At 42.7% G+C, this 13,913-nt stretch carries 15 protein-coding genes; all 15 read right to left on the bottom strand.

Going from position 1 to position 13,913, the window contains the following annotated elements; translation table 11 throughout:
- Positions 1-183: 183 nt before the first annotated feature.
- Complete coding sequence (locus tag M9196_RS09145; protein WP_250617231.1) at positions 184-1,677, bottom strand: hypothetical protein; 1,494 nt, start codon at positions 1,675-1,677, stop codon at positions 184-186.
- A gap of 229 nt (positions 1,678-1,906) precedes the next feature.
- Complete coding sequence (locus M9196_RS09140; protein WP_250617230.1) at positions 1,907-2,545, bottom strand: OmpA family protein; 639 nt, start codon at positions 2,543-2,545, stop codon at positions 1,907-1,909.
- An 8-nt stretch (positions 2,546-2,553) separates the two neighbouring features.
- Entirely contained in the window at positions 2,554-4,179 is a 1,626-nt protein-coding gene (locus M9196_RS09135; RefSeq protein WP_406707652.1) for a pilus assembly protein TadG-related protein, read from the bottom strand.
- The gene (gene tadF / locus M9196_RS09130) at positions 4,179-4,721 is read right to left on the bottom strand and encodes a tight adherence pilus pseudopilin TadF (RefSeq protein ID WP_406707658.1); all 543 of its coding nucleotides are present in this window, start codon (positions 4,719-4,721) and stop codon (positions 4,179-4,181) included. The genes M9196_RS09135 and tadF overlap by 1 nt, the downstream gene beginning before the upstream one ends.
- A complete protein-coding gene (locus tag M9196_RS09125; RefSeq protein WP_250617227.1) occupies positions 4,708-5,193 on the bottom strand; it encodes a TadE/TadG family type IV pilus assembly protein in 486 nt (161 codons plus the stop codon). The genes tadF and M9196_RS09125 overlap by 14 nt, the downstream gene beginning before the upstream one ends.
- A complete protein-coding gene (locus tag M9196_RS09120; RefSeq protein WP_250617226.1) occupies positions 5,193-5,915 on the bottom strand; it encodes a tetratricopeptide repeat protein in 723 nt (240 codons plus the stop codon). Before M9196_RS09120 ends, M9196_RS09125 begins: the two co-directional genes overlap by 1 nt.
- A 4-nt stretch (positions 5,916-5,919) precedes the next feature.
- Positions 5,920-6,768: a type II secretion system F family protein gene (locus M9196_RS09115; protein WP_250617225.1), complete on the bottom strand. Its 849-nt coding sequence runs from the start codon at positions 6,766-6,768 to the stop codon at positions 5,920-5,922.
- Positions 6,765-7,667, bottom strand: a complete 903-nt coding sequence (locus M9196_RS09110) for a type II secretion system F family protein (protein ID WP_250617224.1) — start codon at positions 7,665-7,667, stop codon at positions 6,765-6,767. The genes M9196_RS09115 and M9196_RS09110 overlap by 4 nt, the downstream gene beginning before the upstream one ends.
- 1 nt (position 7,668) lies before the next feature.
- Positions 7,669-8,940 carry a CpaF family protein gene (locus M9196_RS09105; protein ID WP_250617223.1) on the bottom strand — a complete coding sequence of 424 codons (1,272 nt, stop codon included), beginning with the start codon at positions 8,938-8,940 and terminating at the stop codon, positions 7,669-7,671.
- Positions 8,937-10,178 carry an AAA family ATPase gene (locus tag M9196_RS09100; RefSeq protein WP_250617222.1) on the bottom strand — a complete coding sequence of 414 codons (1,242 nt, stop codon included), beginning with the start codon at positions 10,176-10,178 and terminating at the stop codon, positions 8,937-8,939. Before M9196_RS09100 ends, M9196_RS09105 begins: the two co-directional genes overlap by 4 nt.
- Positions 10,179-10,658 (bottom strand): hypothetical protein, encoded by a 480-nt coding sequence (locus M9196_RS09095; protein WP_250617221.1) that lies wholly within the window; start codon positions 10,656-10,658, stop codon positions 10,179-10,181.
- On the bottom strand, positions 10,655-12,022 hold the full coding sequence (locus M9196_RS09090; RefSeq protein WP_250617220.1) for a type II and III secretion system protein family protein: 1,368 nt from the start codon (positions 12,020-12,022) through the stop codon (positions 10,655-10,657). Before M9196_RS09090 ends, M9196_RS09095 begins: the two co-directional genes overlap by 4 nt.
- The gene (locus M9196_RS09085) at positions 12,022-12,846 is read right to left on the bottom strand and encodes an RcpC/CpaB family pilus assembly protein (protein ID WP_250617219.1); all 825 of its coding nucleotides are present in this window, start codon (positions 12,844-12,846) and stop codon (positions 12,022-12,024) included. Before M9196_RS09085 ends, M9196_RS09090 begins: the two co-directional genes overlap by 1 nt.
- A gap of 26 nt (positions 12,847-12,872) precedes the next feature.
- On the bottom strand, positions 12,873-13,301 hold the full coding sequence (locus tag M9196_RS09080; protein WP_250617218.1) for an A24 family peptidase: 429 nt from the start codon (positions 13,299-13,301) through the stop codon (positions 12,873-12,875).
- A gap of 66 nt (positions 13,302-13,367) precedes the next feature.
- Positions 13,368-13,589: a Flp family type IVb pilin gene (locus tag M9196_RS09075; protein ID WP_250617217.1), complete on the bottom strand. Its 222-nt coding sequence runs from the start codon at positions 13,587-13,589 to the stop codon at positions 13,368-13,370.
- Positions 13,590-13,913: the final 324 nt, after the last annotated feature.

Genomic DNA, 13,913 nt, shown 5'->3' with positions numbered 1-13,913 from the left:
TGAATACCCTCACAAAAAAGCCAATGCTCGGTTGTATTTGGACATAAAAAGACCCCCAATAATTGGTGTCCAACTATTGGGGGTCACTTCAGACACCATTGGCTTTTTCGATGACTCAAGAAGCTAAACAATCAAGAAGTAAAGGTAATAAACTTAATTTAGCCTCAAACTTGCTTGCAAATCTTACCAAGTTCCAGTCATGTTCATCATGCAAACAAACTTATTCTTGGTGATTTTTTTAGTCGCGTTTTCATCTAGCGCTGAAGAAAACACTTGTCCAGATGACAACCAATAGTTACCTATTCCCAATTTATTACCATTGAGCAGGTACTGGTACGCCGTTCTTGATGCCAGTTGAGAAGACAGTTTGTCAGCACAGTATCGCGTAGCATCTGACTTTGATAAATACACCGCTTTGCTGCCGTTATCAGAGTATTCGATAGGCAGTAGATATTGGTAAGCGTCGTCTTTATGAATAACAGTATTGGTAAAGCGTTTCCCAGCCAATGCGTCCGCTTCTTGATCTTTTACTGGTTTACTCTTGGTATAACCATCTAAGATTTGTTTCGTTAATGCGGGGGCAGATGACGGTGATTTATCCGCATCAACCTTGACCGAATTCTTCGCCTTAGCATCTTGTTTCACTGGGCTCGGTGTAGAGTTGGTTTTCACATTTGAAAAAGGAAAGAAGTAGTCACCTTCGTTCTTGAGGCTAAGTTTTAAAGACTGTGTTTTTGAATTATTCACCGCTCGAACGTTATACACGCCAACGTAGTTACCCGCGACATCTACTTTGTCGCCTGCCCCTACCTTTTGGTCATTAATATAGAAAACAGTGTTGTTTGAATTTGAGCGAAAAACAAATCTAACTTTTTCAAGTCCAAGAGCCTTGCGCAGTTCAAGCTCCGTATTGGAATCAAATTCATTTTTGTAGCTTGCTTGAGCGGTGTAGGTGAGATCGCCATTCATTTTTTGTGTGGCATCAACGATATTAAAAGATGTGATATTAACTCTTTCTAGACCGCCCTTCTGTAGCATGAATGTGCGTTTCATCGTGTTCATGTTGCGATTAACACACGCCGACATACTTTCGCTTGAATCACACTCTAAACTGCCCTCAAATGTCTCTTGATTGACTTTGCGTGACTCTACAATATAACGAGATTTAACTTGCTTATATAAGGCAAGCAGCTCTTCATTTTTAGTGCGATCCAGCCCTTTAATCACCGCTTCACTTTTTGAGATTGCAGTTTTCTTTTCTGACAGTTGCTTTTCTTTATCGCTCAATTCTGTTTTGAGTTTACCGACGCTCATTGCTAAGTCACGCAATGTTTGCGATAAGGGCTCATCATAGACACCAGCAACCAATTTCTTTTCCATTGAAGCCGAATCAACTTTAATGTTTTCGATATTGTTAACGAGATTGATCTTAATAGACTCAATATTTGAAAAAAGCTGAGTGTACGTTTCGTTGCTCTCTTCAAGCCCGGTTTGTAGATAACCGTTGTCATAATCGCTGCTAATTTTTTCTAACTGCGTTTTTTCATCAGCATTCATGACTTCCAATGCATTAGCGATGCCGCTAACACTTAGACTTGCTAATGCGATCAACTTAACCGTTTTAGAATTAAAAACTCGGTGGGGAAAATTCACGACAACCTCATCTGACTTTAACATTGACTTAGCCGTCTATCTAAAAGCACACTAAAATGCTCAATAAACAACCAGCCATTAATATTCCTTATATTCTGACTATCATATCAGCCCATTTCTAGATTGTCTTTACAACGCTTAATAGAACTGTGAACTTTAGTGACCCACCATTCATTTATCTAAAACGACGTAAGTGAATTTACAAAATGCGGTGTATTATTGAGCCGCATTCCATAAATAACTCTGTAGCGCATTATTCATTCAACAGAATATCGACTCTACGATTACTCGCTCTGCCTTCCACTGTTGAGTTCGTTGCCACTGGTTTTGATTCACCATAGGATTTCATCACTACTTTTTCACGCTCAACACCTTGGAAAAATAGTACATCCGCTGTATTCATCGCACGTTCTAAACCAAGCCCCTGGTTGTATTGTTTAGCACCAACACTGTCTGTATGTCCTTCTACCTGTAAAGCCACCTTTTGCTTAGCAAGATCTTGCGCAACGCGGTTGAGAGATTGCCTCGCTATTGGCGATAAGTGAGCGTTATCAAACCCAAACTGCAAGCGAGCCACTTGCTTACCATCTTTACTCGATGATGTTTCGATGTTTTCGTTGGTAATGAAGGTATTACAATTATCCTGGTTCACTTGTGAGCGATTCATTGCCAACAATGCTTGTTTTAACGCACGATCATTTGAAGATTGCTCAATCTGCAAAAAGCCATTGTGGTGCTGCCCAATACCACTCACTGACACTACCTCCGTTGTGTAGCGATACTCACCATTTTGGTCGTTGCAATATTCAATACGAGTGCCGCTTGAGGAGTAAGCACCAAATGAAAGACTGAGCATCACAACTGGCAGTAAATAAAAACGCGGTAATAACATGGGTAGCCTCAATATAATTTGGTTGTGCCGCTCGTTTTTGAGCCTTTACGAATCAGTTCTTCTATTTTTTCAATGAGCTCATCTAGATTAGAGACATCAATAATGTCCTCATCAGCATCGACAACACAATCTTGAAAACCACTCTGTAGTGAAGCCTTAAAATCAATTCCGATGACACCGATGTACAAACCGGGTATTAACGCTCTTGCTTCGTCACACAAGCCAGAGTCAACCAACATTGGAAAAATATTAGATTCAGGTGTTTCTTGCCCATCACTTAAAATAAGCATCATTTTCACTTTGGTTTTATAAGTTTCTAGCTCATCATCATTCGTCGGTTTGCCATCATTTAGCTCTTGCACGCCTTTTATAACCCCCTGAAAGACCGCTGTGCTGCCATTCGCACTCATTCCTTTAATCGCATTTACATCAGAAAGCTTATTTGTCAGCGCTACATTATAAAATTGAACATTATTCTTGTTACCAAATCCTGAGTAAAGTCGATTATTTACATCGGTTTTGTAGTGAAACTTATAAGTGTCGTACTTATCAACTAGCATCTGGTCAACAGACTTTGCATAATCAACATATTTATATCGGTCTAAATGATATACATTGGTATTGTAACGCCAATCACAAACCTCTATCCACTTTTGATTACGACGATCCCATTCACAATGCTTTTCCTTCCCCCAAGTAATGTTGAGTGCACTGATTATCCTCTTAGCCTGTCTATGCAAGTTTTTTTTTGTTCTAGAGCCGATGCTCGGGCAGTCCTCTTTATTCTCCGCACAATCATAGACTTGCCAAGCGTAGTATTCTCGCCAAAGATCCCAGTCCACTTTTTCGAATGACTTAGGTGAAACACTTGTATCAACGGTGTGTAAATAGCGGAGTTGACTTGTCGAAAACGCATTGCCATTAGTATTTCGATGCCTAACTCGAATGTTGAATGGTACAACACCAATACGGTTGTCTAGTTTATCTGCTAGATTATCTTGTTCCTTATCACCACATACTTTAGTCCCATCTGGTTCCGTCTCAATGTCTACACATAGCAGTTTCTCAGAAATCGTATTAACTGCTTTTTTCAAGTCATCGATTTTGTAAGTACTATCTTTGCCCCATTGCCAATTCATTGAACCCGAAAAATCAGACACAAACACAATATCAATATTATTATCCCCTAAATAAGCTGGATACTTCTTTGCTAGCGATTGGCCAGTGAGATCTTGAGTCTCATCAAATGAAGGGATAAACGTACTCGAAAACCAAGAATCGTGCGTAGTCTTTACATCGACAGTGTATTGAATAAATTCGAGCGTATCGCTATCGGGTATTGCCTCTTGAAACTTCCTTTTCGTCGTCACCTGAGAAGACTTAATATCTCTAACATACGCATTCACGTATTTAGTGGCAAACTCGTTTGCACTGCCTTCTTGGTCTGCCATCGTCACCGCAATCGCCGCTGCTTCTGCTGCATCGCCCAACCGGCTTTTTTCTTGCACATACCGAGTGCCTTCTACCGCCCAAAACGTGAACCCCATTATAGGAACCAATGACAACCCTATCCAGATGGCTGCCACACCGCCTTGTTTTTTTATACTGCGAACGCCAATAGAACGTTTCATCATCATCTCCCTGGCATCACAGAACTAGAAGCAATAGTAATCTTCGGGTTTCCACCATTAGTGAAAGATTCAAACCATGAATCATGTTCTTCACACAGCGTCACACGATAAAGCGGATGACTAACACCATCTTCGACAGGCACAAGGTCTGTGTAGTCTTCAATCCCCCCCCCGCTGCAAGCTAGCTGTCCGAAACGCTGGCTAGGCAAGTGAGTCTCCACGCCATTCACCAAAGATTCAATCTGAATGGCGACTTGGCTTTGATCAATATTTAGCATTCGAGATGCCACTATAGACATATTGGTGAGGTCTTGTGTGGTCACATCAAAGTCCAACACATCCCCATTATCATCGCTAAAGTAACGTGTTCTTTCCTTCAATACATTCACTAAAGCAAAGCTGGAGCGATCAAGCTTTGCTCTCACCAACAACTTATGACTCAGGTCCGTGGAGAATAAAAAAATCATACATAGGCCCACCAGAACAAACGCCAATTCAATGGCAAATGAGCCTTGTTGCGCGATGCGTGGTTTAGTCTTGAACATCATCCCCCCACCCCTCGTGCTCGAGGTTCAGCACCATGGTCCGACTGATTGGCGTCTCACTATTTCCCCACATTTCGATCACAGGTGAATAAAGGTATGTCACCGTAATTTCCGCAAGATCGTAAGTAAACGATAGGTTCTCGCTAGAATGCCCTTCGTTAGCAATAAATTTATCAAACGTCTCAAAATATTTGCCTTCAATTGAGAACTTACTGCTGTCGATTAAAAAGTGCCAAAGGTTATCTTGGTCTTCAATCAGTGCTTTAAAGCGTGTTTCATATTGTTCATGAATACTGCTTCCTTGGTAGATTTTGGTATTTCGAATCGTTTCACGCAGCGAGTATTCCGTCATATTGACGACGTAGGTTTGAAAACTCGATTCGAAAATAGCGAAAGTCGAAAACATCAACACCAATCCGCCTAAAGCAAATTCAATGCTAGTGACACCGAGTTGACGCCGACGAGTGTTCATTACTCGGCACCAACGTAGGCAAACTGTTGGGAAATTGAGATCAATTCACTTGCGTTATAATCATTCTTGAGCAATGTCTTAGCATCAGCGACTTGTCCTAACTTAAGTAGTGCAATAGCAAGGTTCGCCTTAACCTTGGCGTTATTAGGGTGCTCTTTTATTACCGGTGCGAGTGTTTCAATGACAAGATCAAAACGTTGCTGTGCTAAATAGACCACCGCTAAATTGTTTTTAATGGCAATATCATCGTAACCTCGTAATCGAGCGAGATTAAATTGTTGCTTTGCTTCTTCAAATTGGTCGGACTGACTGTATGCAACGCCAAGAAGGACCCTAACCTTGCCGGATGTATTTCCGTGCGCTATTGACTCATTGTAAGACGCGATCGCTAGATCAAACTGATTATTTTCTGCTTCTATCTGCCCTTGCAATTGCAGAAGCCCACTATTTACTACTTTTTTATCAATAAGGTATTGCGAATAAAAGCGAGCAGACTCAACGTCTCCTTTATCAAAGTAGACATAAGCCAATTGCTCCATCACCTGATCGTCTTGCTGACCACTGGTGAGCTTAGATTTATACAACGCAATCAGGCCATCGTAGTTATTCACTTTTTCCATACCTGAAATCATATTTTCTTCAGTCTGTTGCTGACTGGTCGTTTCACACCCGACGAGCGTCGTACTCAACACCAGCATTACCGCCATTGCATTCCATCGCATATGTTTAACCACCTATGTTGATAGACATCTGCATGATGCCTGGTGCAAGAATCAAAACGACAATCGGAAACATGATGAATAAAATAAGCGGTACACTCATCTTTGCAGACAAGCGGCCTACTTTCTCTTCGACTGTCAACACTTGTATCTTTCTCATGTCTTCCGCTAAATCACTCAAAACACTTGCGACCGAGGTACCATATTGCAAGTTTTGAATAAGTGTAAGAACGAAACTTCTCACAGCTGGTGTCGGAATTCGCTCACTGAGATCGTCGAGTGCTTTTTCAAGCCCTTTGATCTTTGCAGAGTCTGAGGTTCGTTTTATTTGGTAGCAAAGATCGCCATCAAACGCCTCGAGCTCTTTCGATAAGTAACTCAAGGTCGCTTCAATTGTCATACCGGTTTGAACACATACCGACATCATGTCTAACAAATAAGGCAACTGGCTTGAGGTTTTTCCTACCAATGCCTTGCGACGTACTTCAAGTAATAAATCTGGAATGATAATGACGCCAACTAACGCCAACACACCTGCCAGCATTTTATTGAGTTCAGACAAACTCGAGAAAAAAACCGCGATAGCGATCAGCATTGCAATCAAGATTTTTGCGGGGAAATAATACTTTGCCCAATCTTTGTTGTAATACCCTGCATTGACAAGTTTTTGTTCCAGTTCCTTTTGACTTCCTTTACCAAAGCGCACAAGCAAGCGGTTGATGGTGGTTGGGCCCCTACTCGTTTCTTCTTCAATGTAACCGGCAATACGCTTGCGACGTTGCTCATAGCGAAATGAGTTAAGGACGAAGTACAGCAGCGCACCAAGCACGATAAGAAAAGCCCCCACCAACGTCATGTTCGAACTCCTCTCACTAAGAACCATACAATAAATAACCCAATAAATTCACTACCTACGACGTAGTAAAGAATGTATTGGCCGCGTTCATCATGGAGGATAAAGTCGATGCTCCCTGGGTTGATGTAATTCAGAAGAATAGTAAACGCCAAAGGAATGGCGGCGACAATCTTTGCAGAAATTCTCGCTTCTGATGTCATTGCCATTTTCTTTTTTTCGAGTGTTCGAGCGTCGACCAGAACGCGAATAAGCCTCGCCAACACGCCTTTTAACTGACCACCGCGACTGATATTGGCCTTGAGCGTCACCGTAAAAAACAAAAACTCTGGATAAGGATAGTTTTTGCAAGAACGCTGTAGCACCACTTCTGGCGGCTCACCCATTTTTAGTCGCTCACCCATCATCTTAAACTCACGACCGATGGTGTTGTCCATCGAGCTGCCAACATACGTGATGGCCTGCATTAAACTGTCACCCGCCGTCACGGCGCTCATCAGAATATTCAATGCATCCGGAAAGGTATTTTCAAAGTCCTTGCGCTTTTTATTGGAAAGGTATCGGTAACCGACAAGCATGGACACCAACACGATAACGCCTGCAACCCAGGCGTTGCGAATCGCCAGTAGATCAAAAATGACATACCAAGATCCAACAACCACACCTAGGGTATATAGTAAAATATAGAGAGGAAAACGCGGCCCAAGCACTTGCAGCGTTGGAGAAATGGAATCTTTAAATTTCTGCCAGTTTCGCTTGCCTGCCAGCGTTCCCACATTAACGGCTTTCAGGTTTTCGACCTCGACACTCTCAACGGCAAAAAAGTGGTCAACTTTTTTCGCCTTTGAATCACTCATGAGGAGTAAGGCAATTGCAAAGAGTATCAGTGAGATCCACAACATGCTACGCCCCTCTAAATGACGCCATCAGATCGTCGTACAAACCAAAGAATTGTGCTTTTTTTACTAGCTCTGAACGTTGCATAATACCATTAGTCACATAGTCGCCTTGCACGGTTTCACTGAAGGTGGTGTCGTCAGATTGGAAGCGATAGATTTCTTCCATCACAACACTTTCGCCTTCCAGCCCCACTATTTCGGCAATACTTGTGATCTTCCTTGTGCCGTCTCGCATTCTATTCACTTGCACGATCAGCTGAACCGCACTGACAATCGTACGGCGAATAGCATCGAGGGGTTGGTTGAGGTTGGCCATCATCACCATGGACTCGACACGAGCAATCGCATCTCTTGGTGTATTGGCGTGCAGTGTCGACATAGAGCCGTCGTGGCCAGTGTTCATAGCTTGAAGCATTTCGAAGGCCTCAGAGCCACGACACTCCCCTAAAATAATGCGATCAGGGCGCATACGTAGGGCATTAATCACTAAATCTCGTTGTGACACCGCGCCCGTTTGTTCAATGCTCGAGGTCCGCGTTTCCAACCTCACCAAGTTAGGCTGCTGTAACCGCAGCTCAGCAGCATCTTCAATGGTGATGACGCGTTCATCATCGGCAATATAATTCGACAAAGCGTTCAACAACGTTGTTTTACCAGAGCCAGTACCACCGGAGATCAGAATATTCATTCGGCAACGCGACGCGATCATAAGCACACGCGCCATATCCATTGACATGGAACCAAAACCAATCAAGTCTTCAAAACCAATGTTTTGCTCGCGAAATTTACGAATGGAGATCGAGGTGCCATCAAGAGCAATTGGCGGGATAACAATATTGACACGACTGCCATCTTCAAGACGTGCGTCTACGGTTGGTGACAGTTCATCCACACGCCGACCGACCCGGGAGGCAATGCGTTTGGCAATCGAGAGTAGTAACTCCTCATTGACAAACGTGACCTCAGATTGATGTACTTTGCCGTGACGCTCAAAGAAGATATGGTTAGGACCGTTAACCATGATATCGGTTATCGATTGGTCCTCAATCAGGGGCTGTAACGGACCCAAACCAAATAACTCGTCGATTAAGCTTTTAACCAAACCGGACTTCATCACCGATGTGATCGGTCGTTGATAGTTAGATGCAAGTAGGTCGACCGCACTTTGAATCTGCGACTCGATATCTCTACGGCTCATTTTTTGAACCGCTTCGGCATCCAGCGCTTCAAATATCTGGCTGCGAAACGCTAAGTATAGGTCTTTGTTCGAACTCATTTCTTACTCGCTCGCTTAAACCACTGCGTTAACCCTTTGGTCTCAACAGGCTGGCCATTAATCAGTTTCATGAGAGAATCCATCGCACGGCTGATATTCCGATCGTGCTTATGGGCTCTTTTACCATCGATGATGATGTGTGATAAATTTTTGCAATAACCAATTTCAAGATTGATATCTGCCCCAACGTATTTTTTGAGGTCAGCCGATTGCAACACAAACGCGCTATCTGGGCGATGATAGTTCGCTACGGTAATAACACGCGTTCGCTTTGACAGCGCCAATTGAAGATTTTCGATGCGTTCGTATAAACGCTTGGCGTTGCGTACCGCCGACACTGAGGCGTCGAACACAATCACCACCACATCGAAGTTGTCCACCAGCAATTGCGCCTCAACTTTAAAGTCAACGCTGCCAGAAAAGTCTTCAACAATAAAATTGGTGTTTCGCGCGAGAAGCTCGCACAGCGTTTGGTTGTAATTGAGAATATCGTTCTGACTCATGTTGCCATCAATCGATAACAAACGAAGATTTTTGCGAGCAGAATGGAGGTAGCTCAATGCCCCTTCTTCATCCATTTCATGCAATGGTGCAGTAAATTCATCGATCGCCTTAGGCTTAAAATCTTTAAGCCCCATCAACACGTCGATGTTGCTGTCCGTATACTGGTGATCCACTAAAATCGTGTCGGTACCCTGAGTCGATAATAAGGAGCTCAATTCGGTAGCGATAAAGGAGGTACCCGTACCGCCCTTAGCGCCGACAATCGCCACTCGTTTTGCCTTTCGCTGTTGACTCACACCAGAGAAGGTTTTCAAATTCTTGTTTACATGGGTTAAGAAGTCCGCAAACTCTTGTTTATTCACCGGCCAAAATACGTAGTAAAAACCCATTTCTTTCAACGAACGTAGCGTCGAAATCGCGTCTTCCTTACCAATAACAACCACACCTTTATGAGTCGGTAGTTTGCTGGCAAACGCCTTGGCATCTTCAACCACATTCGATGACTCATTGAGTTCCAGTAACACAATATGGCTGTTTTGTTGTTCAGAAAATTTACCGACGCCTTGAGATGCTTTCATACAAGTTGGATCGTTCCAACCCTCAAAGCGAAATACCTCGCTAACGAGGTCAAGACATTGTTGCGATTGATAGATTAACGTACAACCCGACACTCCTTTCGCAACTTTAGGGGCGGCCTTGCTCTTAGTACTTAACGCTTTTGAAAGATCAAACATTTAATTACCTCCCAATAAGCGCGATTTATTAGCCACTTGCTTTAACCTTGCCGATTCAGAAAAACAATTCGTCTGAGAATGTTCAAACCCTATTTGAGCGGCATGGCACTGTTCCGTTTCAAGTGCATAGAAGGTGATCTGCACTTTCAAATCACTGAGTAATTTGGTGTTTTTTGCTAACGTCACCTTGTCTTTTTTTACTTTAAAAGCGGGATAATCATTGATGATGGTATCTATCAGTACTTTACCCACGTTGCTGCGATATTCAATGTGATACAGTGCGCCGGTATCTTCATCTTCCACGGAAGAGAACAAAGCGCTTAGTCGTTGCTGAGCATGCGTTTTATCCTGTATGGACATCTCAATCGTGTGATGCTGCTGATAAACTAATGCTTCCAGACCATTGCCACCAAAATAACGTTCTGTGGTACAGCCAGAGAGAGATAATATTGCGCAAACTAATAAGAGCCTAAATGTCATTGGATAAACCCTCCTTGAGAAAGCAATCGAATTGTCGCGTCAGAAGGCGTTGCATAGCCGTGGTCTGAGTCAATATTAAGCCAGCGCACAAGCGTTGAGGTTTTTCGCATCATAGGGAGTTGAATATCAGTAGGCTTGATCGGCTGAACAAGATTCACGGTTGCAACAATGATGAGCTCCGTTCGCTTGCGTTCAGTGACTGATTTTCTAAAGGCGGCACCGATAACCGGAATATCCCCAACTAATGGGATTTTTTGCATCTCTTCAAAGTCGGCACTACTCATCAAACCGCCCAGAACAAAGCTGTCGCCATCAGCCAATTCGATTGTGGTCATGGCACGGCGAGACGTCAGTTGAGGCACTTCAATACCCGCGGCTTGCACGTATTTTTCAACCTCGCTGACTTCTGGAAAAAGCTGCATTCGAATCTTATCTTCGCTTAGTACCTTCGCAGTAAGGTCAAGTCGGATACCATATTCTTTAAACGTGATGTTCGTGCTGCCAGTATTAGTGACAACAACGGGGACTTCCCCACCGACTAAGAAACTTGCCGACTCACCAGACAATACGGTTAGGTTGGGTTCAGCCAATACTTGAGCGATATCTTCGTTACCTAAAGCGCTAATAACGGTTGCAAGGTTAGCGGCCTCAAATTGATTGAAGACAAACTCACCGACATCGGCACCAAGAGATCCCCAATCGACACCAATCGTCTCACCAAATGATTCCGTTACTTGTGCGACAGAAATCTTCACGTTCACTTGCTGTACAGTGGCCACTTCTAGCCGCTCAACAATGCCTTCCCACGTCATATTTCTGGCAAACACCATGCTTTCAGGCTCTTCCAAATCAATGCCATCAGCCTTAAACTTGAGCTTCTCCGATTTGTCCCATCGTTCCGTTTTTTCTCGTCCGAGCATCGTCGCGACTAAACGATAGACTTCGTCGCGTTCTTGTTCACTATTAACAACACCACTGACCGCAACTTGTTCGCCAATGGATTCAAGTTTGATTTCAGAGTCTGGAAAATGAAATTTTACTTGTCGACGTAACTGAGAAAGGTCCAAATCAACGATAATTCTGTCTGATAGCAGTACGTCTTCTTGCATGCCGTAAACGATCAGACGGGATTGCCCCATCCCATTGGCAAACACAACTAATGTCGTCTCATTGATGATTTTGTAATCGGCTATATCCGGGTTGCTAATAAAAACCTTACCGATAGGGACCGGCAATTGAATATGCCTACCGTCGTTAATCGTTATATAACGATCGGCCGCCAGCGCAAATTGACTCACAAGCAGGGCATAGAGCCCAAACAATACGTGCAGGAAAAGACGAGTATTTGTTGCTAAACGATCCATTACATCGCCTCTCTAGGGTTTGCAGTGTTGCCACGAAACTCTTCCACACCAACATAATTGTCCATGATGCTCCGAACTTCTGCATAAGTGGGTTTTTGATAAGTTTGGCTACGGTAAATCTCGATATGCATCGTTCGTTGTGCGAGTGCAAGTCTAGCTAGATCATCAGGATGCACTTCTATGACTATCGTGGTCATACCTTTTTCTTTAACGGATGCGCGAGCAGATATCACATCACTGTCGTCACCATCATCAACACTTAACACTTTAACGTGTTTAAGAAACATCGAGGCTTTTACCCCTTTAAAACGCTTTGGCTTATCGGCATTGGCCGCAAGATTGATGTTAGGTGAGCTCACCGTCAATACATCGACGTACCCACCAGGTCGAATGTAATCATTAATGAGGTTTTTGTCGCTAACTTGAAGCGGGTAGAGCGTCATACCATTTGTAATTAGAAGGTCGATATAGCCGGGCTGAGTTCGAGAGGTTTGATATTCAGGCATGATAATCGCACCTTGGTGAATATCGGTATTGGTAAGCGTGCTAGGGTCAAAGTCCACTTTGGTATCATTTTTGATACCAAACTTAAGCGCCTCACTAAGAGGGAGTTGAGTTTTTTTCACTAACTCAATGGATATCGGTTTGCCTTTTACAATGGGATTAATTGCTTTCCAAACCGTCACATGACGCTCTTCAGCGACGTTAATAACCGGTTCATTTGTCTTTACTTGAACTGGGGCCTTCTTCATCAAATCGACAAGGCCAACCACTCCAATAATCAATGCTATCGAAGCGATTAATAAAACAATTCTTGAGCGCATGGTTACCACGTCACTTATTTTACATTTTAGATACTAGAGTGGTGATCGAATATCGCTAAATAAAAGCCAACGCTAATCGCTACCCCATATGGCAGTTTCATATGCTGTATTTTCTTTGTTTCGGAAAAAAAATACAGTATATAGTAAGCAATAATAAGCATACCTCCAGCGTAAGCTGTATACGACAATGCTTCCGGCAACCGTGTGAGAGGTAGCGCCAATGATAGAACAGCTGCATACTTTACATCTCCGCCACCAATACAATCGAAATAGAAAAGAACAAAACCAATAGACAGCACAAGTAAGAACGTCGTTATGTGGATATTGGTAATATTTAGCATCGAAAGCTGAAAAACACCTAACAATATCAACGCTAAATTTGGCAGTTTTCTTCGAAAAATATCTGACAGCGACAGTATGCTGCAAAATACGATTAATATATTCAAATACAGCATTAATGAAAGTTCACTTATATGTATCTCGAGCGTGATTTTTAACTAGCTCGAGATACTATATCATTATTATGTTGTTGGTGTTCCACCTAAAGCCGTAGTAATAGAATCAAATACTGCCTTAAGAGCCTTACCTATATCACCCCCACCAACACCACCACCAAAGACTACCCCTAAAACAGCAGCCATCGCAACCGCTATCAAACCATATTCAATCGCAGTGACACCACGTTCATCATTTTTAAACTCAGTCATCAAAGTTGATGCTTTTACATATAGTTGAGTAAACATATCTTTCCCTTTTTATAAATCATTCCCAAACCGAACTCTATTTTAATTAACAATTCAAGCCGCTTAAAAATAACCTCTATCGATTAAATCAATAATGTGTACATCAAAATCACGAACAGCCACACAAGTCAACACGAAAGAAATTACAAATCAATATAAAACAGCAGCTTAATGGCAAACCACCAAGCTCCAAACGAATATGAAAATACTTTCACCACTACATGGATATGTGGCACAGATCACCTTTTGTGCTTTGAGGTTATTTTAGATTGCTGTGAGAACGGAGTAAAAATGATCTTTAGTTGTAATACAATTTATAAAGTT

Source organism: Vibrio methylphosphonaticus (assembly GCF_023634655.1).
GTDB lineage: Bacteria > Pseudomonadota > Gammaproteobacteria > Enterobacterales > Vibrionaceae > Vibrio > Vibrio methylphosphonaticus.
Note: the sequence above shows the minus strand (reverse complement) of the source record. Positions and strands in the feature narration are given on the sequence as shown.

What these genes read in the sequence shown, in the direction of transcription:
- M9196_RS09145 (WP_250617231.1), bottom strand. Translation starts at nt 1,677, where the DNA reads ATGTTAAAGTCAGATGAGGTTGTCGTGAATTTTCCCCACCGAGTTTTT.
- M9196_RS09140 (WP_250617230.1), bottom strand. Translation starts at nt 2,545, where the DNA reads ATGTTATTACCGCGTTTTTATTTACTGCCAGTTGTGATGCTCAGTCTT.
- M9196_RS09135 (WP_406707652.1), bottom strand. Translation starts at nt 4,179, where the DNA reads ATGATGAAACGTTCTATTGGCGTTCGCAGTATAAAAAAACAAGGCGGT.
- tadF (WP_406707658.1), bottom strand. Translation starts at nt 4,721, where the DNA reads ATGTTCAAGACTAAACCACGCATCGCGCAACAAGGCTCATTTGCCATT.
- M9196_RS09125 (WP_250617227.1), bottom strand. Translation starts at nt 5,193, where the DNA reads ATGAACACTCGTCGGCGTCAACTCGGTGTCACTAGCATTGAATTTGCT.
- M9196_RS09120 (WP_250617226.1), bottom strand. Translation starts at nt 5,915, where the DNA reads ATGCGATGGAATGCAATGGCGGTAATGCTGGTGTTGAGTACGACGCTC.
- M9196_RS09115 (WP_250617225.1), bottom strand. Translation starts at nt 6,768, where the DNA reads ATGACGTTGGTGGGGGCTTTTCTTATCGTGCTTGGTGCGCTGCTGTAC.
- M9196_RS09110 (WP_250617224.1), bottom strand. Translation starts at nt 7,667, where the DNA reads ATGTTGTGGATCTCACTGATACTCTTTGCAATTGCCTTACTCCTCATG.
- M9196_RS09105 (WP_250617223.1), bottom strand. Translation starts at nt 8,940, where the DNA reads ATGAGTTCGAACAAAGACCTATACTTAGCGTTTCGCAGCCAGATATTT.
- M9196_RS09100 (WP_250617222.1), bottom strand. Translation starts at nt 10,178, where the DNA reads ATGTTTGATCTTTCAAAAGCGTTAAGTACTAAGAGCAAGGCCGCCCCT.
- M9196_RS09095 (WP_250617221.1), bottom strand. Translation starts at nt 10,658, where the DNA reads ATGACATTTAGGCTCTTATTAGTTTGCGCAATATTATCTCTCTCTGGC.
- M9196_RS09090 (WP_250617220.1), bottom strand. Translation starts at nt 12,022, where the DNA reads ATGGATCGTTTAGCAACAAATACTCGTCTTTTCCTGCACGTATTGTTT.
- M9196_RS09085 (WP_250617219.1), bottom strand. Translation starts at nt 12,846, where the DNA reads ATGCGCTCAAGAATTGTTTTATTAATCGCTTCGATAGCATTGATTATT.
- M9196_RS09080 (WP_250617218.1), bottom strand. Translation starts at nt 13,301, where the DNA reads ATGCTGTATTTGAATATATTAATCGTATTTTGCAGCATACTGTCGCTG.
- M9196_RS09075 (WP_250617217.1), bottom strand. Translation starts at nt 13,589, where the DNA reads ATGTTTACTCAACTATATGTAAAAGCATCAACTTTGATGACTGAGTTT.